General features: G+C 63.0%; 21 protein-coding genes and 1 tRNA gene. 13 read left to right on the top strand and 9 right to left on the bottom strand.

All coding sequences use genetic code 11. From position 1 onward, the window contains the following. Positions 1–53: 53 nt before the first annotated feature. Together C4K39_RS07280 and C4K39_RS07275 are read right to left on the bottom strand one after the other, a co-directional pair. A complete protein-coding gene (locus C4K39_RS07280) occupies positions 54–503 on the bottom strand; it encodes a protein YgfX (RefSeq protein WP_124345987.1) in 450 nt (149 codons plus the stop codon). Next, positions 487–741, bottom strand: coding sequence for an FAD assembly factor SdhE (locus C4K39_RS07275; RefSeq protein WP_068580044.1), 255 nt, complete (start codon positions 739–741; stop codon positions 487–489). The genes C4K39_RS07280 and C4K39_RS07275 overlap by 17 nt, the downstream gene beginning before the upstream one ends. A gap of 149 nt (positions 742–890) precedes the next feature. Here C4K39_RS07275 and ygfZ point away from each other — a divergent pair, with 149 nt between their 5' ends. Together ygfZ and C4K39_RS07265 are read left to right on the top strand one after the other, a co-directional pair. After that, positions 891–1832, top strand: coding sequence for a CAF17-like 4Fe-4S cluster assembly/insertion protein YgfZ (ygfZ, locus tag C4K39_RS07270; RefSeq protein ID WP_124345986.1), 942 nt, complete (start codon positions 891–893; stop codon positions 1830–1832). Positions 1833–1870: 38 nt separating this feature from the next. Further along, a complete protein-coding gene (locus tag C4K39_RS07265) occupies positions 1871–2692 on the top strand; it encodes an HDOD domain-containing protein (RefSeq protein WP_068580048.1) in 822 nt (273 codons plus the stop codon). A gap of 12 nt (positions 2693–2704) precedes the next feature. On the opposite strand, the gene C4K39_RS07260 is transcribed toward C4K39_RS07265, so the two are convergent. Together C4K39_RS07260 and C4K39_RS07255 are read right to left on the bottom strand one after the other, a co-directional pair. Continuing rightward, positions 2705–4099, bottom strand: a complete 1395-nt coding sequence (locus C4K39_RS07260) for a sensor histidine kinase (protein ID WP_068580049.1) — start codon at positions 4097–4099, stop codon at positions 2705–2707. Further along, positions 4092–4763: a response regulator gene (locus C4K39_RS07255; RefSeq protein ID WP_068580051.1), complete on the bottom strand. Its 672-nt coding sequence runs from the start codon at positions 4761–4763 to the stop codon at positions 4092–4094. The genes C4K39_RS07260 and C4K39_RS07255 overlap by 8 nt, the downstream gene beginning before the upstream one ends. A 233-nt stretch (positions 4764–4996) precedes the next feature. Between C4K39_RS07255 and C4K39_RS07250 the strand changes: the two genes are divergently transcribed. The 5 genes from C4K39_RS07250 (at position 4997) to C4K39_RS07230 (ending at position 10426) form a co-directional block, all read left to right on the top strand. Continuing rightward, a complete protein-coding gene (locus C4K39_RS07250; protein WP_124345985.1) occupies positions 4997–6283 on the top strand; it encodes an OprD family porin in 1287 nt (428 codons plus the stop codon). 102 nt (positions 6284–6385) lie between these two features. Beyond that, positions 6386–7372 carry a Bug family tripartite tricarboxylate transporter substrate binding protein gene (locus C4K39_RS07245; protein ID WP_068584320.1) on the top strand — a complete coding sequence of 329 codons (987 nt, stop codon included), beginning with the start codon at positions 6386–6388 and terminating at the stop codon, positions 7370–7372. A gap of 58 nt (positions 7373–7430) precedes the next feature. After that, entirely contained in the window at positions 7431–7889 is a 459-nt protein-coding gene (locus tag C4K39_RS07240) for a tripartite tricarboxylate transporter TctB family protein (RefSeq protein WP_124345984.1), read from the top strand. 1 nt (position 7890) lies between these two features. Further along, entirely contained in the window at positions 7891–9405 is a 1515-nt protein-coding gene (locus C4K39_RS07235; RefSeq protein WP_124345983.1) for a tripartite tricarboxylate transporter permease, read from the top strand. Further along, positions 9398–10426, top strand: a complete 1029-nt coding sequence (locus tag C4K39_RS07230) for an AbrB family transcriptional regulator (protein ID WP_068584311.1) — start codon at positions 9398–9400, stop codon at positions 10424–10426. The genes C4K39_RS07235 and C4K39_RS07230 overlap by 8 nt, the downstream gene beginning before the upstream one ends. Before the next feature lie 42 nt (positions 10427–10468). On the opposite strand, the gene ung is transcribed toward C4K39_RS07230, so the two are convergent. Then, complete coding sequence (gene ung, locus C4K39_RS07225; protein ID WP_124345982.1) at positions 10469–11161, bottom strand: uracil-DNA glycosylase; 693 nt, start codon at positions 11159–11161, stop codon at positions 10469–10471. A gap of 131 nt (positions 11162–11292) precedes the next feature. Between ung and dspII the strand changes: the two genes are divergently transcribed. Then, positions 11293–12405, top strand: coding sequence for an enoyl-CoA hydratase/isomerase DspII (dspII, locus tag C4K39_RS07220; RefSeq protein ID WP_124345981.1), 1113 nt, complete (start codon positions 11293–11295; stop codon positions 12403–12405). 77 nt (positions 12406–12482) lie between these two features. On the opposite strand, the gene C4K39_RS07215 is transcribed toward dspII, so the two are convergent. Then, a complete protein-coding gene (locus tag C4K39_RS07215; protein ID WP_083235914.1) occupies positions 12483–12860 on the bottom strand; it encodes a hypothetical protein in 378 nt (125 codons plus the stop codon). Positions 12861–13171: 311 nt separating this feature from the next. Between C4K39_RS07215 and C4K39_RS07210 the strand changes: the two genes are divergently transcribed. The 5 genes from C4K39_RS07210 to C4K39_RS07190 all read left to right on the top strand — a co-directional run bounded on the left by C4K39_RS07210 (position 13172) and on the right by C4K39_RS07190 (position 16531). Further along, positions 13172–13390, top strand: coding sequence for a cysteine-rich CWC family protein (locus tag C4K39_RS07210; RefSeq protein WP_068584330.1), 219 nt, complete (start codon positions 13172–13174; stop codon positions 13388–13390). Positions 13391–13423: 33 nt separating this feature from the next. Next, positions 13424–14116, top strand: a complete 693-nt coding sequence (locus C4K39_RS07205; protein ID WP_124345980.1) for a pseudouridine synthase — start codon at positions 13424–13426, stop codon at positions 14114–14116. 324 nt (positions 14117–14440) lie between these two features. Further along, complete coding sequence (locus C4K39_RS07200; RefSeq protein ID WP_068584303.1) at positions 14441–15325, top strand: alpha/beta fold hydrolase; 885 nt, start codon at positions 14441–14443, stop codon at positions 15323–15325. Between the two features lie 157 nt (positions 15326–15482). Continuing rightward, positions 15483–15556: transfer RNA gene (locus C4K39_RS07195), tRNA-Gly, on the top strand. 348 nt (positions 15557–15904) lie between these two features. Beyond that, positions 15905–16531, top strand: coding sequence for a hypothetical protein (locus C4K39_RS07190; RefSeq protein ID WP_124345979.1), 627 nt, complete (start codon positions 15905–15907; stop codon positions 16529–16531). A 115-nt stretch (positions 16532–16646) separates the two neighbouring features. Here the strand turns inward: C4K39_RS07190 and C4K39_RS07185 are convergent, their stop codons facing one another. From C4K39_RS07185 to C4K39_RS07175, 3 genes are all read right to left on the bottom strand, one after another. Next, a complete protein-coding gene (locus tag C4K39_RS07185; protein WP_124345978.1) occupies positions 16647–17075 on the bottom strand; it encodes an SMI1/KNR4 family protein in 429 nt (142 codons plus the stop codon). Between the two features lie 69 nt (positions 17076–17144). Next, on the bottom strand, positions 17145–18239 hold the full coding sequence (locus C4K39_RS07180) for an alpha/beta hydrolase family protein (protein ID WP_124345977.1): 1095 nt from the start codon (positions 18237–18239) through the stop codon (positions 17145–17147). A gap of 199 nt (positions 18240–18438) precedes the next feature. After that, positions 18439–20214, bottom strand: coding sequence for a sensor domain-containing diguanylate cyclase (locus tag C4K39_RS07175; RefSeq protein ID WP_068584294.1), 1776 nt, complete (start codon positions 20212–20214; stop codon positions 18439–18441). Positions 20215–20330: the final 116 nt, after the last annotated feature.

Raw genomic sequence — 20330 nt, 5'->3', positions numbered from 1 at the left:
CGCCAGTCCCTTTCCGTCTCTTCGCAACACCTTCTTTGGGGCCAGCCCTCCCCCTAGACCGATCCCCATCTGCTGCGGCCGAACTTGAGCCGCACACGCAGTCGCCGGTGCTCATCGGACGCCATCGAGTCCCATGGCACGCAAATGCAATGAACCCAAGGCCGCCCCGGCAACCGAAAACGCAGCACCACGATCAATGGCAATGCCAGGCTATCGGGACGCAGCTCCACAGCCTGCCAACCCCGTGCCGGGCTCCACAATTGCCAACCGCTGGTACCGTGGCGCAAGCACCTGAATGCCCGGGAGTGGCTCAGCAAGACTTGCCGGGGCAACACCCAGGCGCCGTGCAGCAGGCACGACAAAACCGCCAGTACCTTGGCAACTGAAGGGATATCAAGCAGGAAGATGGCGCCCAGGGCCATGGCCTGGGCCAGCAGGTACGCCGCCAGCAGCAGCCTTGAGGCCTGCCAGCGGCATTCGAACAACTTACTTGGGTTGGACACGGTCCAGGATCATGCGCACCATGCGCTGCAACTCAGGGTCCGAGGACTCGCTGCGCTCCATGAACCAGCCGAACATGTCCTGGTCCTCGCATTCGAGCAACTTGCGATAGCACTCGCGGTCGGTCTCGTTGAGATTCGGGTACACCTCCCTGACGAACGGCACCAGCAATACATCCAGCTCGAGCATGCCGCGACGGCTGTGCCAGTAGAGGCGATTCAGTTCAACATCTTCAACCATGGAACGCTCCTCAAATAGGGCGCCAGTATACAGCCCGAGGAAAGCGATGACAGTCGGCTTTGGTCGTCCACCGCCTATCCTTTGTGAACTATCCATTTCAAGGGCACCCCCTTATCATGTGCCCCAGACTTTTTACCCTGCGATGACCCATGGCTGACTCCGCTTTTTTCTGCCCCCTGTCCCACGAAGGCGTACTCGCCGTCCGCGGCCCCGACGCCAGCAAATTCCTGCAGGGCCAATTGACCTGCAACCTCAACTATCTCAGTGCCGACCAATCCAGCCTGGGCGCGCGCTGCACCCAGAAGGGCCGAATGCAGTCGAGCTTCCGCATTCTCCTGGAAGGCGACGGTTGCCTGCTGGCCATGGCCTGCGAACTGATCGAGCCGCAACTGGCGGACCTGAAGAAATACGCGGTGTTTTCCAAGGCCAAGCTCACCGATGAAAGCGCCAGCTGGGCACGTTTCGGCCTTAACGCCGCCCAGCATGTGCTAGCCGGCCTGGGCCTGGAACTGCCCCAGGAAGCCGGCGCCGTGGTCCGGACGGACGACCTGATCGCCGTACGCGTCTCGACCGATCGCGCCGAGCTCTGGGCCCGGGCCGAACGCGCCGAGAGCCTGCACCAGCAACTGATCGCACAACTGCCCCAAGGCGACTTGAACCAGTGGCTGCTGGGCCAGATCCGTGCAGGCCTCGGCCAGGTCATGCCGCAGACCCGTGAGCTGTTCATCCCGCAGATGCTCAACCTGCAAGCCGTGGGCGGTGTCAGTTTCAAGAAGGGCTGCTATACCGGCCAGGAAATCGTCGCGCGCATGCAATACCTCGGCAAACTCAAGCGTCGCCTGTACCGCCTGGCACTTGCCGCCGACGAGCTTCCCGCTCCTGGCACGCCGCTGTTTTCCCCAACCCACGGCAGCTCCATCGGTGAAGTGGTGCTGTCCGCCCAGGCATCCGGCCAGGTGGAACTGCTGGCCGTGGTGCAGGCCGAAGCGGTAGAGGATGACAACCTGCACCTGGGGACGCTCGAAGGACCTGGCCTGCAATTGCTGGACCTGCCCTACCAGTTGGATCGTGATCGAGAAATCCAGCGCTGATTGCCTGCCCCTTTCCTGCAATACCCTAGAGAATTGAAATGACTGAGCTGGCGGAAAAGGTCCAACAGGATTTGGTCGAGGCCATCGACAACGATGACCTGGTCCTGCCAACCCTCCCGGAGGTGGCCATGCAAATTCGCCAGGCCGCCGAAGACCCGGAAATCAGCGTCAGCACCCTGAGCAAAGTGATAGGCCGCGATACCGCGCTGTCGGCGCGGCTGATCAAGGTGGTCAACAGCCCGTTGCTGCGAGCGACCCAGGAAGTCACCGACCTGCACACCGCCATCACCCGCCTGGGCGTCAACTACAGCAGCAACCTGGCCATCGGCCTGGTGATGGAGCAGATCTTCAACGCCCGTTCCGAGGTCGTGGAGCGCAAGATGCGCGATGTCTGGCGCCGGAGCCTGGAAGTGGCCGGGGTCAGCTATGCCCTGTGCCGCAGCTACACCCAACTCAAGCCGGACCAGGCGGCGCTCGGTGGCCTGGTGCACCAGATCGGCGTACTGCCGATCCTGACCTACGCCGAAGATCACTATGAGCTGCTGGCCGACTCGGTGAGCCTCAATCACGTGATCGAAGAGATCCACCCACTCCTGGGCAAGAAGCTGCTGCAAGTCTGGGAGTTTCCCGAACAACTGGTGCAGATCCCCGAGCACTACCTGGACTTCAATCGCCAATCCAGCGGGATCGACTACGTGGACCTGGTCCAGGTGGCGACCCTGTACTGCCACAAGGACAGCGACCACCCGCTCTCGCGCATCGATGCCTTCAGCGTACCGGCCTTCAAGAAACTCAAGATCGATCCGGACGACCAGGCCATGTGCAACGACCTGCAAGAATCCCGTTCGATGCTCTATTGAGAGCGTGCCTTGTCAGGACTCCCGGCCCGCGACGAAGCTCACCCGCACCTTCAATCCCGACGGCTGGCCGTCATGCAGGCTGATCTGCGCCAAATGTGCACGACAGATCTCGCCGACGATCGCCAGCCCCAACCCTGACCCTGCCACCTGCTGGTTACGTCGGTAGAAACGCTCGAAGACCCGGTCGCGCTCCTCCAGGGGAATCCCCGGCCCGTCGTCCTCCACCTCCAGCACCCCTGGTGGGGTAACCCGCAACACCACATTGCCGCCCGACGGGGTGTGGGCCAGTGCGTTGTCCACCAGATTGCTCAGCAACTCATTGAGCAGGGTTGGCTCGCCTTTGAGCCAGACCGGCTCGTCGGCTTCCAGGGCCAATGCCACGCCACGGGCATGGGCCAGGGGTGCCATGGCCATGCCCAGCTCCCGCGCCAGTTGACTGAGATCGAGCAATTGCGCACCGCCTTCGGCGATGGCCCTGGCACCGTTCTCCACCCGGGCCAGGGACAACAACTGGTTGGCCAGGTGGGTCAGGCGGTCGGTCCCCTGGGCCGTGCTCTCCAGGGTGGAGCGCCAGGCTTGTGGTTCATTGGAGCGCAGCCCCAACTCCAGGCGCGCCTTGAGCGCCGCCAGGGGCGTGCGCAGCTCATGGGAAGCATCGGCGATAAATTGCGCCTGGCGCTCGAACTGCCCGCGCAAGCGTTCGGTGAAATGGTTCAACGCCCGCACCAGAGGCCAGAGCTCGCGCTGCACCGAAACCAGCGGCAAGGGCCGCAAGTCGTCCGGCTGGCGCTCCTCCACCGCACTGCGCAAACGCTCCAGGGGCCGCAAGGCGGCGCTCACCGCAAACCACACCAGGAGCAAGGCGCCGATGGCCAGCATGCCCAGGCGCAGCAGGGTATCGGCCATCAGGCTGCGGGCCATGGCGACCCGAGCCTCATCGGTCTCGGCCACGCGGATTTCCGCCATGCCATTCATGTTCGGCTCGCTGACCGCCTTGAGCAGGCTCACCACCCGCACGTTCTGCCCCAGATAGCTGGCGTCGTAGAACCGCGCCAGGGCCGGATAGTCATCGGTACGCGGAGTACCTGGTGGCGGCCCGGGCAGGTTCTCGTAGCCGGAAATCAGTTGCTGGTGAATGTCGTTGACCTGGTAGTAGATGCGCCCGGCGCTGTCATAGGCAAAGGTATCCAGGGCCACATAGGGCACATTGGCACTCAGGCTGCCATCGCGCTGGGACAGGCCGGCAGCGATGGTTCGCGCCGACGCCAGCAGGGTCCGGTCATAGGCAGTATCGGCCGCCTCGCGGCCATTCCAGTAGGCGCTCAGGCCGCTGGCCAGCATCAGCACCACCAGCAGCAGCGCCAGGTTCCACAGCAGGCGCCAGCGTAGGCTGCTGGGCTTATGCATCGCGGCTTTCCAGCAGATAACCCAGGCCACGGAAAGTGACGATGGCCACCGCGTGGCCATCGAGCTTCTTGCGCAGACGATGGACGTAGATCTCGATGGCATCGGGACTGGCCTCCTCGTCCAGGCCGAAAACCTGGGAGGCCAGTTGCTCCTTGCTCATCACCCTTCCTGGCCGGGCGATCAACGCCTCGAGCACCGCATGCTCGCGAGACGTCAGGGTCAACAGCTCATCACCCAGAGTGAAACGCCGGGTATCCAGGTCATAAGCCAGCCCTCCACAGCGTTGCTGGCGCTCCCCGCCCAGCACGCTGCGACGCAGCAGGGCCTTGACCCGGGCCTCCAGCTCGCTCAGTTCGAAGGGCTTGGCCAGGTAGTCATCGGCCCCAAGGTTGAGGCCGTGGACCCGATCCTTGACGTCGCTGCGAGCGGTAAGCATCAGCACCGGCAGGTTCTTGCCACGGGTACGCAAGCGCGCCAGCACCTCGAAACCGTCCATGCGCGGCAGGCCGACATCCAGCACCGCCATGGCGTACTCCTCGCTGCTCAGCGCCAGGTCGGCGGCCACCCCGTCGTGCAGCACGTCCACGGTCAGGCCCGTGCTCTTGAGCGCCTGGGCGACACTTTCAGCCAGTTGCAGATGGTCTTCGACCAGCAGGACCCGCATGGTTTTGCACCTCGTTCAGGGGGGAATCGACAGTACTTTTGCGCGCGGAGTGTACCGCCGCAACCGCTGCTGTGAAGCCTGGAAACCGCGAAAGCTGGCTGAAAGGTTAGCGAAAGGTTGGCCCTTTAGAGTCCTGTTACGGAAAGTTTCGGCAGCCTTGCCGAGTTCCGCCGACATGCAAAGCGCCTCGAAGCGTTTTCATCAGAATAAGAACAATATCGGAGTACCACCGGATGCCATCCACGCACTCCCAGGCCAGCGCGCCTGTGCGTTTCTCCCGCCTGACCCCGACCGCCCTCGCCAGCGCCGCCGCCCTTGCTGCTCCGCTGACCCAGGCCGCGTTCTTCGAAGACAGCAGCGCCACCTTCGAAACCCGCAATATGTACTTCAATCGCGACTTTCGCGACGGCACCAGCGCCCAGCAATCCAAGCGCGACGAGTGGGCCCAGGGCTTCATGCTCAACCTGCAGTCGGGCTACACCGAAGGCACCGTGGGATTTGGCGTCGATGCCCTGGGCATGCTGGGCGTCAAGCTCGACTCCAGCCCCGACCGTACCGGCACCGGCCTGTTGCCGACCCACGACGATGGGCGCGCGGCCAACCAGTACTCCAAGCTGGGCCTGACCGGCAAAATCAGGTTCTCCGCCACCGAACTGAAGGTCGGCAGCCTGATCCCCGAACTGCCGATCCTCAAGCCCAACGACGGGCGCATCCTGCCACAGACCTTCCAGGGCGGCCTGCTGACCTCCAGGGAAATCAAGAACCTGACCTTCACCGGCGGCCGCCTGGACAAAGCCAAGGACCGCGACGACAGCAACTACGAGGATATCCGCCTCAACAACAAGAACAGCCGCTTCGCCGGCAACGTGGCCGGCAAACACTTCAACTTCGGCGGCCTGGACTACAAGCTCAGCGACAAGATCACCGCCAGCTACCATTTCGCCCAGCTCGACGACGTCTACAACCAGCACTTTGTCGGCTTGGTGGCGTCGCGCCCCATGGGGCCCGGCACCTTCGCCAGCGACCTGCGCCTGGCCATCAGCAATGACCAGGGCCAGGCCCGCGGTGGAAAAATCGACAACCGCGCCCTCAACGGCCTGGTGAGCTACGCCCTCAAGGGGCATAAACTCAGCGCCGGCTATCAGCACCTGTCCGGCTCCAGCGCCTTTCCCTACGTGGATGGCAGCGACCCTTACCTGGTGAACTTCGTGCAGATCAACGATTTCGCCGGCGCCGAGGAACGTTCCTGGCAAGCCCGCTACGACTACGACTTCGCCAAGCTGGGGATCCCCGGCCTGAGCTTCATGACCCGCTACCTGAGCGGCGACAACATCGCCTTGAAGAACGGCGACACCGGCAAGGAATGGGAACGCAACACCGAGGTCAAGTACGTGGTGCAAAGCGGCACCTTCAAGGATGTTGCGGTGCGCCTGCGCAACGCCACCTACCGCTCCAACTATTCGGCTCGCGACGCGGACGAGGTACGCCTGCTGGTGAGCTACAGCGTGGCCCTGTGGTGACCCCACAGGCCGCGCCCACGGCCGGTGCTGGCAAGCCGGCCCCTGCGCCCAAGGATCGAGGACGACCCGGGCATACCGATAACAACTCCTGTGGAGACACTCATGGACTTTTCATTGCGTAAACTGGCCCTCGCCGTCGGCTGCCTGTTGTTCACCGGCCAGCTGCTGGCCGCATCCGCCGAACCCAAGCGCCCGGAATGCATCGCCCCGGCCTCCCCCGGCGGCGGCTTCGACCTGACCTGCAAGCTGGTGCAGAGCGCCCTGGTCAACGAGAAGATCCTCAGCAAACCGATGCGCGTCACCTACATGCCCGGCGGCGTCGGGGCCGTGGCCTATAACGCGGTCGTGGCCCAGCGCCCGGCCGATGCCGGGACCCTGGTGGCCTGGTCCAGCGGTTCGCTGCTGAACCTGGCCCAGGGCAAGTTCGGGCGCTTCGATGAAAACGCCGTGCACTGGCTGGCGGCCGTGGGCACCAGCTATGGCGCCATCGCGGTGAAGAACGATTCGCCCTACAAGACTCTCGATGACCTGGTCGCGGCCCTGAAGAAAGATCCGAGCAAGGTGGTGATCGGCTCCGGCGGCACCGTCGGCAGCCAGGACTGGATGCAAACCGCGCTGATCGCCAAGGCCGCCGGGATCAACCCGCGGGACCTGCGCTACGTGGCCCTGGAGGGCGGCGGGGAAATCGCCACGGCCCTGCTGGGCGGGCACATCCAGGTGGGCAGTACCGACATCTCCGACTCCATGCCACACATCCTCGCGGGCGACATGCGCCTGCTGGCGGTGTTCTCCGAACAACGCCTGGACGAACCGGAAATGAAGAACATCCCCACTGCCAAGGAACAGGGCTATGACATCGTCTGGCCGGTGGTGCGCGGCTTCTACCTGGGGCCGAAGGTCAGCGACGAGGAATACGCCTGGTGGAAAAACGCCTTCGACAAGCTCCTGGCCTCCGAGGAGTTCGCCAAGCTGCGTGACCAGCGCGAGCTGTTCCCCTTCGCCATGACCGGCCCGGAGCTGGACACCTACGTGAAGAAACAGGTGGCCGACTACAAGGCCCTGGCCAAGGAATTCGGCCTGATCCAGTGACCACCCCATTCTGACGGCCCGGCCCTTGCGCAGCGGGGGTCGAGCCCGGGAGTTAGCCATGCTCGTTCAACGTCTATTCGCCTCGGTGCTGTTGCTGGCCTGTGCTGGCCTTGCACTGATGGCCTGGCCGTACCAGGCGGCCTTTTCCTACGAACCCGTGGGCCCAAGGGCCTTTCCGCTACTCATGCTCGGCCTGATGGGCCTGGCGCTGCTGTACCTGCTGGTGCGCCCGACACCGATCAAGCACAGCGACGACGAACCGCCCCTGGACCGTGAAACCCTGGTCAAGATCGCCCTCTGCGTGGCCCTGCTGCTGGTATTGGCCGGCACCTTCGAACCCCTGGGCTTCATCCTCGCCGGGATCCTCGTCGGCGTCCCCATGGCCCGCCTGTATGGCGGCCGCTGGTTGCCCAGTCTGGTGATCGTCAGCCTGCTCAGCATCGGCCTGTACTGGCTGTTCGATCGGGTCATGGACGTGCCCCTGCCCCTGGGCCTGCTCGACGTTCTGGAGAATTGATATGGATACCTTGAGCTATCTCGGCCAGGGCTTCGGCGTCGCGCTGAGCCCGTACAACCTGGTCACCGCCCTCACCGGCACCCTGATCGGCACCGTCGTCGGCCTGCTGCCGGGCCTGGGCCCGATCAACGGCGTGGCGCTGCTGATCCCCATCGCCTTCGCCCTGGGCCTGCCGCCGGAGTCGGCGCTGATCCTGCTGGCGGCGGTCTACCTGGGCTGCGAGTACGGCGGCCGGATCAGTTCGATCCTGCTGAACATCCCCGGCGAGGCCTCTACGGTGATGACCACCCTCGACGGTTATCCGATGGCTCGCAAGGGCCTGGCCGGGGTGGCCCTGTCGTTGTCGGCCTGGAGTTCGTTCCTTGGCGCCTTCATCGCCACCTGCGGCATGGTGCTGTTCGCCCCGCTGCTGGCCAAGTGGGCCATCGCCTTCGGCCCTGCGGAATATTTCGTGCTGATGGTGTTCGCCATCGTCGCCCTCGGCGGCATGGCGGGCGACCGGCCACTGAAGACCTTCATTGCCGCGCTGATCGGGCTGTTCCTGTCGGCGGTAGGCATCGATGCCAACAGCGGCGTGTATCGCTTCACCGGTGACAGCATCCATCTGGCCGACGGCATTCAGTTCGTGGTCCTGGTACTGGGCCTGTTTTCCATCAGCGAAATCCTCCTGCTGCTGGAAAAGACCCACCGCGGCCAGGAAGCGGTCAAGGCCACCGGACGCATGCTGTTCAACTTCAAGGAAGCCGCCTCGGTGTTCACCGTCAACCTGCGCTGTGGCCTGCTGGGCTTCATCATGGGGGTATTGCCCGGTGCAGGCGCGACCCTGGCCAGTGCCGTGGCCTACATGACCGAGAAACGCATCGCTGGCGCCACCGGCACTTTTGGCCAGGGCGACAAGCGCGGCCTGGCGGCTCCGGAAACCGCGATCGGCGCCTCGGCCTGCGGCGCCCTGGTGCCGATGCTGACCCTGGGCGTGCCGGGCTCGGGCACCACGGCGGTGATGATCGGCGCCCTGTCGCTGTACAACATCACGCCGGGGCCGTTGCTGTTCCAGCAACAACCGGACATCGTCTGGGGCCTGATCGCCTCGTTGTTCATCGCCAACATCATGCTGGTGATCCTCAACATCCCGATGATCCGCATCTTCACCCGCATCCTCGCGGTGCCGAACTGGGCCCTGGTGCCGGCCATCGCGATCATCACCGCGATCGGCGTCTATGCCGTGCATGCCACCACTTTCGACCTGTTCCTGATGGTGGGCATCGGCATTTTCGGCTACATCCTGCGCAAGCTGGACTTCCCGCTCTCGCCGGTGCTGCTGGGCTTCATCCTTGGCGGCTTGATGGAACAGAACCTGCGTCGTGCACTGTCGATCTCCAATGGCGCTCTGGAAATCCTCTGGTCGAGCCCGATCACCGTCGGTGTCTGGGCACTGACCCTGTGCATGCTGCTCATGCCGCTGCTGCGCATCTGGCGCAAGCGTGCCAGCCAACGCCGCGCCTTAGCCGATGTCTGACGCCACCTTCAGGCAATGGTGGGGCACGCCCCTGGTGGGCCTGGCGGGTGGCTACCTGGCCAGCCAGGTCGGCTGGCCATTGCCCTGGATGGTCGGTTCGTTGCTGGCCGTCATCCTGGTGCGCTGCCTGACCCCATGGCAGTTGGGGGAAATTCCCGGCGGTCGCAAATGCGGACAATGGGTGGTGGGCATCGGCATCGGCCTGCACTTCACCCCGGCGGTGATGGAACAGGTCATGAGCCATTTCGGCCTGATCTTCTGCGGTGCGCTGGTTACCAGCCTGTCCAGCGTAGTGGCGGTCTGGTTGCTACGACGTACCGGCGAGGATCGGGCCACCGCCTTCTTCTCCAGCATGCCGGGTGGTTCGGGGGAAATGGTCAACCTCGGCGCACGCAATGGCGCGGTACTCAGCCGGGTAGCCGCCGGACAGAGCTTGCGGGTACTGGCGGTGGTGCTGTGCGTACCCGCCGCCTTCAAGTACCTGCTGGGCCAAGGCTCACCGGTATTGCAAGGGGCGGTCGTCGACTGGCACTGGCTGGCCCTGCTGTTTCCCGCCGGAGCGCTGCTGGCCTGGCTCTGGCAGCGCCTGCGCCAACCCAACCCCTGGTTGTTCGGCCCCTTGCTGCTCAGCGCCACGGCGAGCATCGCCTGGAACCTGCACATCGGCCTGCCGGACGGAGCCAGCCAGCTGGGCCAGTGGCTGATCGGCAGCGGCCTGGGTTGTCATTTCAATCGGCAGTTCTTTCGTCGGGCGCCCTCATTCATGGGGCGTACGCTGGTGGGCACCGCCCTGAGCATGTTGATCGCCGGCCTGGCGGCCTGGTGCTTGAGCCTGCTGACCCACCTGGATCTGCGTTCACTGACCCTGGGCATGATGCCCGGAGGCATTGCGGAAATGAGCCTGACGGCCGAGGTGCTGCAACTGTCGGTGCCATTGGTGACAGCGATGCAGGTGATGCGCCTGTTGTTCGTGCTGTTCCTCGCCGAGCCCCTGTTCCGCCACTGGAACAAGGATCTGTAGCCGCTGCCGCAGACGGGGTCGGGCAGCGACCACAGGGCTGGCCTACAGCGGTGGCAGGCGCCACTCGATCGGGGCTTCGCCGTTCTGCTCGAGGAACTTGTTGGTACGACTGAAATGCCCGCAACCGAGGAACCCACGGTAAGCGGACAGGGGCGATGGGTGCACGGAAGTCAGCACCAGGTGCTTGGTCGCGTCGATCAACTTCTGCTTGCTCTGGGCATGGGAGCCCCAGAGCAGGAAGACCAGGTGCGGCTGGTGGGCGCTGACCACCTCGATGATCCGGTCGGTGAAGAATTGCCAGCCCTTGCCCGCATGGGAGGCGGCATTGGCGCGCTCCACGGTCATGGTGGTGTTGAGCATCAACACGCCCTGGTCGGCCCAGCTCTGCAGGTAACCGTGGTTGGGGATGTCGATGTTCAAGTCGCGCTTGAGCTCTTTGTAGATATTCACCAGCGAGGGTGGCGCGGGCACGCCCGGCTGCACCGAAAAGCACAATCCATGGGCCTGGCCCGGGCCGTGGTAGGGGTCCTGGCCGAGGATCACCACCTTGACCTTGTCCAGGGGTGTCGAATTCAGGGCGTTGAAGATCAGCGGACCCGGCGGATAGATCTGCTTGCCGGCGGCATGTTCTTGGCGCAGGAACTCCCGCAGTTCGCTCATGTAGGGCTGCTCGAATTCGGCACGCAGTGCCTCCTTCCAGCTCGGTTCGAGTTTGATACGATCGTCAGCAGTCATGGCCATGCCCGTGAAAAACAATGGCCGCACCCTAGGAAAGCCGACTTCGCTTGTCAATTGATCTGACACAGGAGCAGTACTTTCCCTCACGGCGATCATACTGACCGCTCTTATTTTCCATCGAGGTCACGATGAACCTGCACGTCGAAGAACTCACCGGTACCGGCGGCGCCCGCATCGCCATCGCTACCCTGGACGCGGAAAAATCCCTCAACGCCCTGTCGCTGCCCATGATCCAGCAGTTGAGCGAACGCCTCGACGCCTGGGCCAAGGCCCCCCGCGTGGTCTGCGTGATGTTGCGTGGCAACGGTGCCAAGGCCTTTTGTGCCGGTGGCGAGGTCCGCAGCCTGGCCCAGGCTTGCCTGGCACAACCCGGCCAGGTACCAGCCCTGGCCGGGCATTTCTTCGCCGCGGAGTATCGTCTCGACTACCGTCTGCACACCTATCCCAAGCCATTGATCTGCTGGGGCCATGGCTATGTGCTCGGAGGCGGCATGGGCCTGCTGCAAGGCGCCGGCATCCGCATCGTCACCCCCAGCAGCCGCCTGGCGATGCCGGAAATCAGCATTGGCCTGTATCCCGACGTGGGGGCCAGCTGGTTCCTTTCGCGCATGCCCGGCAAGCTGGGGCTGTTCCTGGGGCTCACCGGTGCCCACATGAACGGCCGCGACGCCCTGGACCTGGGCCTGGCGGACCGCTTCCTGCTGGATGAGCAACAAGAGGCGTTGATCCAGGGGCTGCTGCAATTGAACTGGCAGGAACAGACCCCACGCCAGCTCAATAGCCTGCTCAAGGCCCTGCAACAAGAAGCCCTGGGGCAGATGCCCGACGCCCAATGGTTGCCGCGCCGGGCCGAAATCGATCAATGGCTGGACGTCAGCGACGTGGCCTGTGCCTGGCGCGCCATTGGCCAGTTGCACGACCATCAGGACACGCTCTACAGCCGTGCGGCCAAGACCCTCGCCGAAGGCTGTCCACTGACGGCGCACCTGGTCTGGGAACAGATCCGCCGGGCCCGCTACCTGTCGCTGGCCGAGGTGTTCCAGATGGAGTACACCCTGAGCCTGAATTGCTGCCGGCACCCGGAGTTCGCCGAAGGGGTGCGTGCACGCCTGATCGACAAGGATCACCAGCCACGTTGGCACTGGGCAGATATCACCAGCGTGCCGGAAGCCGTGGTCGAGGCGCATTTCCACAAGGCCTGGGAGGGCCGTCATCCGTTGGCGGACCTCACAGGCTATTAACGGCCAACCCACTACCGGGGATGGGAAGTATCCAGCCCCGGCGTGCAACGGCCCTAGGATTGCGGGTCGTGCGAGCCTCAGTGGCCGCGCCCTCCCCGGCCGCGGTCATGACCGCCATGGCCTCCCCAGTCGTGGTTGCCCCCATTGTTATTGCCCCAGTTACCCTGATGATCATGCCCTCCCCAACCATGACCCGGGTATGGCCGGTACCCCGGTCGAGGCTGGTAGTAGCGTGGTGCCGGTTGGTAGTAACGGGGGGCTGGCTGGTAATAGCGGGGCGCGTAGTAGCTGCGCCCAGTGGAGTAGTAATAGGAAGAACCGCCACCGTAGTAATAGGCCGGCGCCGGCGAGCTGTAGACCCGGGAGCCGTAGTAACCGGAGTCTCCATCGTAATAGGGGACGCACGCGCAAAGACTCGAACCCAACAGGATAAGCAGCAGAAGTCGACGATACATGGCGGCCTCCTGGACCGCGAAGAAGCCAGACCAGCGACGCTGGCAGGCGGCAGCCAGCAATGCTGACTGACAACATATCTGACCGCGAAAACCGCTTTCAGTGCGGTTCTCACCCCCACATTTATAGTGCCTGACGACCACCGGCGACCTGGGCACGAGAACCCTCCAGGCCACGTTACTTGCCGCTGATCGTCAGCCGCTGCTTGACCGGTCCGCAATCCGCAGACACCCTGCACAACCTGTTACCCCGAGCCGCCCATGCGAAGCAGGCCGGACACCATCGAGCCTGCGCGCAAACACCCCTGCATACCATGAACAGACCCGACCTTTGCCCAGCCTGCGGCGCCCGCAATGACTGCACCCTGGCCGACCCGCGCAGCGCCGACCGTGCCTGCTGGTGCTACAGCGTGAGTATCGACCCTGCCGTCATCGAGGCCCTGCCGCAGGAGCTGCGCAACCAATCGTGCCTGTGTCCGCGCTGTGCGGGTGTCGAGGCGCAGTTGCGCACGGCCCAGGCACCACGCTCATGAGCCCGCGCTTCCTGCCTGCAAGGCCTGGGCACCATGCGTATTGATCGCTTCCTCGGTAACCTGCCGCACTTGAACCGCCAGCAAGCCCGCCTGTTGCTAGCGCAACAGCGCGTACGCATCGATGGTCGGCCAGTCACCGATGCCATGGCCGAGGTCCGCGAATTCAGCCGGGTGGAGCTGGACGGCGAGGTGGTGCAGGCCGGCAAGCCAGCGCGCTACTTCATGCTGCACAAGCCCATGGGCTGCGTCAGCGCCACCCGCGACCCCGAACACAAGACCGTGCTCGAGCTGCTCGACGAGCCCGACCTGCATGAACTGCATATCGCCGGACGCCTGGACTACAACACCACCGGGCTGTTGCTGATCACCAACGACGGCAGCTGGTCACGGCGACTGACCCAGCCACAAACCAAGCTGCCCAAGCGCTACTACGTGGAGACCGAACGGCAGATTGGCCCCGAGTATGTCCAGACCTTCGCCCAGGGCCTGTACTTCGCCTTCGAAGACCTCACTACCCTGCCGGCGCAGTTGCAGATCCTCGGTCCCCGCAGTGCCCGGCTGAGCATCGTCGAAGGGCGCTACCACCAGGTCAAGCGCATGTTCGGTCATTTCGACAACAAGGTCGTGCGCCTGCATCGCGAGAGCATGGGGCCGCTGATACTGGACCCGGCCCTGGCCCCTGGTGAATATCGGCCCCTTCACACCGCCGAGATAGAGCAGGTGTGACACCTTTCGCCCAGGGACGACCGCTGGGCGGAAGCTGTCGAACAATTTACCCAACGGCACTTGCGGGTTCCGGACCTCCCTGCTTGAATCAGTCCGTCGGCCGAATTATGACCGACCAGTCACACCCATAACCAGAAACCCTTTGCCGGCTTGAGCCCTGCCTGCTCTGCATTCGCGCCGGTAAATCGCCCGCCTATAACAATACCCGTCGACCTGCCTTACCGGATCGACATGGGCCCCGATTCCAGGCGTATGCCTACCTGTCACATTGCCCGTGCACACTCATCGTATGCGCGCATACCCGCTTGCCAGGAGTCTTATGACATGAGGCCAGAAATCGCTGTGCTGGATATACAAGGTCAGTATCGGGTTTACACGGAGTTCTATCGCGCGGAAGCTGCGGACAAGACCATCATCCTGGTCAACGGCTCGATGGCCACCACGGCGTCCTTTGCCCAAACCGTGAAGAACCTCCATCCGCAGTTCAACGTGGTGCTCTACGACCAGCCCTATGCAGGTCGCTCCAAGGCCCATAACCGGCATGAGCGCATGCTGACCAAGGAAATCGAGGGGCAGATCCTGCTGGAGCTCATCGAACACTTCGCCGCCGAGCATGTGCTGTCGTTTTCCTGGGGCGGGGCCGCGACCTTGCAGGCACTCGCCCAATGCCCGCGGCGCATCGAAAAGGCGGTGATCAGCTCATTCTCGCCGGTGATCAACGAACCGATGCGCGACTACCTGGAACGCGGCGTCGACTACCTCGGCAACCTTGACCGCCATCGCGTCGGCCATCTGGTCAACGACACCATCGGCAAGCACTTGCCATCGCTGTTCAAGCGCTTCAACTATCGCCATGTGAGCAGCCTGGCCGAGCATGAGTACGGGCAGATGCACTTTCACATCAGTCATGTGCTCAACAGCGATCGCCAGTGCTACATCAAGGCGGCGAAGAATATTCAGATACCCGTGCTGTTCATCAATGGCGAGTGGGACGAGTACACCTCGGCCAAGGACGCCCGGCTGTTCGCCAACCATGTGCGAAACTCGAGCTTCAGTACGATCAGCGCGACAGGGCATTTCCTGGACATGGAACACAAGGCCGCTTGCCAGGACAGTCGCCGGGCGCTGCTGAGCTTCCTCAAGCCCTTGCAATACGATGCTCGTCCGCGCCCCTCCTACGTTCAGGGCCAACATGCACGAGCCGTCTGAAATCCCGCTTCCACAGGTCGCCATCCGTCTTTGGACGAGCCCTCTGTCCGTGGCGCCTGGCGTCCCTGTGGCAAGTGTGGGAAAACAGATAAATGCGGGCCAGATAAAGAAAAACTTCAAATTCCCGGTTACATCTGGTACAAAGTCAGCCGTTCGAGCGGGTGTCGTATAATGGCATTACTCCAGCTTCCCAAGCTGATAACGAGGGTTCGATTCCCTTCACCCGCTCCACTTCCCTCCTCAACTCATGGATTTTCAATAAATCACATGAGCTAAAGCACAAAGTCACTCGAGTCCTCCTGTAAAGGGTTATGGATGTGACACGACGCAACAAACTCCAACACCACCCGAACAGAATCGATGTCCTGGGCATTACGCTCCCGCTACACCATCGCTCGCACTTTTGAAGCAACAAGACGTGCACGAATCAATTCACGATCGTCCAATCTTTCTATTGCCCTCACACACCGTGAGAAGGGAACGATAGGCTTCGATGTGGCTACAACCGGTACAGAGTCCGCTCCAGTGGCTAGCTCAATCACTGGCTAGGTGATTCTTCCAAAGGCTTGCGGCACCCGGATGAAACAACAACGGATGAAGCCACTTGTGAACAATGCTCAACGTTTTCTTGATTTCAGCAGCTACTGCGCATCCCCAGGATGGGCTGGTTATTTCCATTCAAAAAAAGGTATTAACCGAAGAGCCTGCGCCGCGGCAGCAAACTCCATCGTCCTTGACTACCTCCGACAGCACCCGCAGAAAGTTACCGTGTACAGCTCACTTGTAACCGCCTATACGCAAAGACAGTTGCGAGGGAAAGGGTACAAGGCACGCGAAGCGCAAGAGTTGTACGCCCGGGCTATCAATCGTGGGAGGTTTGTCCAGTTCGTCGATTACAACTATCACGACGCCCCTGCGGAACTCCCGATACGCGACATTGAGCTTTCGCCAGAAAACCTTGATGGCTTTCTGGCTGTGAGTCATGCGACTTTGGCGCAGAACACCTTGAGCGGTGGGTTCCACGGACATCTTTTTGTTGTTTTCGAGAAAAGTGGCTTAGTGATCTATCCCCATGACGACTGCGGTTATGGCGCGTTTGATAATGAACCAGCCGCAAGCCGAGCATTTTTTTCATTGGTCGATCCCGAGCGCTTCGAACTCACTCGCCAAACCGAGCGGAGGGCGAGCCAGCCCCCTCTTCCGTGAGCCGGTTCCTTCATGTGCAGCTCTCCTGCCAATCCCATGGCGCAAGCGCCTGCGCTACCGACTACAAGCTTGGCCACTCAAGCCTGATTCTTGCCAGGGTTTCAGGGAATACCTGCTACCCAGGCCGATCAGGGCTGGCCAGGAAGGCTGCATAGCTATCGGCGACGACTGAAGCCTGGCCTGTCTCATGGGACCAAAGCACCACCACGGGTTCGCCGGTTTCACCGAGCGTGGCGTAATCGAAGCAGTAGCAGTCCCCCGTTCCGAACTCCGCGAACGGCAGTAACCTGGAGCAGCCTTCCGGACGATCGCCAAAATTCTCTTGCCACCGCTGCCAGCCCCCCTGGAAATAGCGAACGATGGAGTCCCAGGTCTTGCGTGGATCACGCGCATCGAAGACCGGGAGCACCACCAAGGCGCCCAGGGCCCTGCCATTGTTAGCCAAAAGCCAATCGGCGAAAGACTTCGGCAGGGGCAGCCCCAATTGCGTCTCGGCGGCATGGATCGCCTCCTGCGTCGTGCCTAGCACCCTCACTTTGCCCATGATGCCTCTCCCCATACGCAAAACCGGCCCAACGGCCGGTTCTTGAAGCGGTTCATTATCCCTTCAAGGCTATGGATGGGCCACATAACGGGCAAAGAACTCACTGAGGTCCACGCGCAAGGAACGCAACGCCAAGCCGCGGTCGATGCTGCCGAACACCTCCCCCATCTCTTCGACCACGGGCCCTGGGAGCACCCAGCGGCCATCGGTGAAATCATGGTGGCCTGCATTCCCCAGGACCTTGCGCACCCCCGGCCCTCGATGGACGGCCCAGACCTGGTCCATGCTGGCATCCTGCGGATCGTTACCAGCCGAATACAGCAGCAGGGGCTTGTTCCAGGGGCCGGCCAGGCTGCCCTGGATGGTACCGTCCAGGTTCGCTGCGGCCCGCAAGCGCTTGTCTACCCGAGCGGCTTGCAGGGCGGCCGACCCACCGAAGGAATGGCCCAGGGCACCGATGCGATTCAAGTCCAGATGGCCACCCAGCAAGTGCTTGGGGTCCTGGTTCTGCCGCTGCAGCCAGTCCAGTGTCGTGCGCAGGTCATCCACCACCACCGGCGCAGCGCTCGCCAAGCGGGTCTCGTCTTCTTCCAGGGCCGCAAGCATCGGGACCACCCGCTCTCCAGGCAACACGGTGACCCCGGAGATGTGGGGATGGTTGATGGCCACGACCACGTAGCCACGGCTGGCCAGGTCTTCGAGCAGGCCACTGTAGAACTCGGCCACCGCTCCCAACCCGGGAGAAAACAGCAAGACCGGATATTGACGCTGTTTCTGCATCCGGGCTCCTGCGCCGGAGTGGCTGAGCACCGCGAGCTCCTCAGGGGCAATCTTCATCGCCATCAGGGCCTGGGGTTCGGCATATTCGGCACGAGGCAGCTGGCGTGCGGGATTGGCAATCGGGTACCAGACTTTCAGCGCCAGCTCGCGCCGGGCATTTTCCGTCCTGGAGAATGGCTCGGGGCGTGCCGCGTCCCGCAATGCGAAACTGGCCTTGCCGACGCACCAGGCACCACCAGGCGCGGGGAGTTGCCGAACCTGCGCACTGACTGCCGGCAACTCGCAACGGCGCATGTATGGCTGTTCCAGCGCAGCGTGACTACAGCTGGCCATACCGAACAGCAGCGCACCACAGCAGGCCATGGCTCTGACAGGCTTCATCATGCAGCGATCCTTAGGGCATCAGGCTAAAAATGACAGCAGCCTAAAGAAGTGCCCTGGGCTCTTCATCACGAAGTGTGCGGATTTTGTATAGAAAGGTTAAACCCCCACCTGCCCTGGCCAGGGCCTCTCCGCCACGACCCAAGGCAGCGATCCGGCCAACACGGGCGACATCGCCTGGCGCTGGCCAGGCCACACAATGCTAGAAGCCTGCCTGCAGCGGAAAGCGCTGCGCTTCGCTACGGGCCAGGAACTTGTCCTGGGGCATGGGCCGGGCCAGGAAGTAACCCTGGGCCTCGTCACAGCCGAAGGACCGCAACATCTGCAGGCACTTGAAGCTCTCGATGCCCTCGGCCACGGTGCGGTAGCCCAGTTCGCGGGCCAGGGCGATCACCGAGCGGGTGATCTTCTGGTGCTGTGCGCTGCTCTCAAGGTCAGTGACCATGGATTTGTCGAGCTTCACCACATTGGCCGGAATCTGGTGCAGATAGGCGAAGTTGCTGTAGCCGGTACCAAAATCGTCGATGGCCACATCCATGCCCAGGGCGCGAATCTTGCTCAACTGCTCCAACACTTTCGGGTTGGAGCGCAGCCAGGCGCCTTCGGTGATCTCCACTTCCAGGCGCCGGGGATTGATGCGGTGGCGCAGGCAGGCATCGCGCAACACATCGGCGATGTCCTGGTCCTCGAAATCCTGGGGTGACAGGTTGATCGACAGGCGTTGCACATCACTGGCACTCCATAGATGCAACTTGTGCAACACCGCATCGATCAGCCAGTGGGTCACCTGGTGGATCTGGGCGTTGCGCTCCATCACCGGAATGAACTCCGCAGGGGAAATCGGCCCCAGCCAGGGATGGTCCCAGCGGATCAGCGCCTCGGCACTGACCTGGGCGCCATCGGGCAGGGCGAAGCGCGGCTGGAACATCAGGTAGATCTGCCCGGTGTCCAGAGCCTCGCCGATGTCCGCGGCCAGGTTGAAGGCACGCCGGTAGGCCTGGTCGCGCACCAGGTCGTAGGGCGCCCAGGTACAGCGCTCCAGCGCGGCCAGCTCCAGGGCGAACATGGCCTTGCGCAACACGTCCGGCACGGCGTCATGATCCGTGGAAAACTCCACCATGCCCGCGCACACTCCCGGCACCATCGGCAATTCCAGGCCCGGCGGCTGGCGGCGCAAGCGACGCACCAGGCCCTCCAGCAAACGCTCGACCCCAGGTGCGGCCGGCAGCAGGAAGCCGAAGCGCTTGGCCGAGACGTGATAGACCCGCACATGCCGACCCAGGTAGGCGAGCAACTGCTGGGCAAGAAAACGCACGATGATCTCGAACGGCGCCATGCCCAGGGCCAGGGTCAACTCATGGGCCACGGTCATGTCCACCGCATCCACCAGCACCAGCACCCGTCGCTCCCCGGGGTGTTCGTCCGCCAGATCGTGCAAGTCGCGCTGGAACTGCTCGCGGTTGGGCAGGCCACTGACCGGATCACGGCGGGTCTGGCGCTGGCGTTGCTCGATCTGCTCCATCACCAGGGAGGCCAGGTCACGCAGCTGTTGACGCTCGGCGGCATCGAGCCGCTGCGGCTGCTTGTCGATGACGCACAGGCTGCCGATGGCGTGCCCCGTGGAAGTGATCAAGGGCGCCCCGGCATAAAAACCTATGCCCGGGCCCTCGGTCACCAGTGGATTGGCATGGAAACGCACGTCCTGGCGAGCGTCCTGAACTTCGAACACCTCACCGGACTTGATCGTGTAGGCGCAGAACGACTGATCGATCGGCGTCTGCTCGACGGCAAACCCCACGCGCGACTTGAACCACTGTCGATCACGATCCACCAGGGTAATCAGCGCCGTGGGGACCTTGAAGAACTGCGCGGCCAGGCGGCAGATGCGATCGAAGCTTTCGCAGCGGGCCGTATCCAGCAGCTCGAGGGCATACAAGGCGGCCAGGCGCTGCTCCTCGGCCAATGCCTTATCCGGCATGCCGCGACTCGGACAGGATCAACACAATCATCAGAACACCTATTTCACCATCGAAGGGGAGCCCAACAGCAGCTATGAAATGTCCATACCGCCAAAGTAGTGGCACTACGACATCC

The organism is Pseudomonas sessilinigenes (assembly GCF_003850565.1).
GTDB lineage: Bacteria > Pseudomonadota > Gammaproteobacteria > Pseudomonadales > Pseudomonadaceae > Aquipseudomonas > Aquipseudomonas sessilinigenes.
This window is presented reverse-complemented; position numbering and strand designations above follow the sequence as displayed.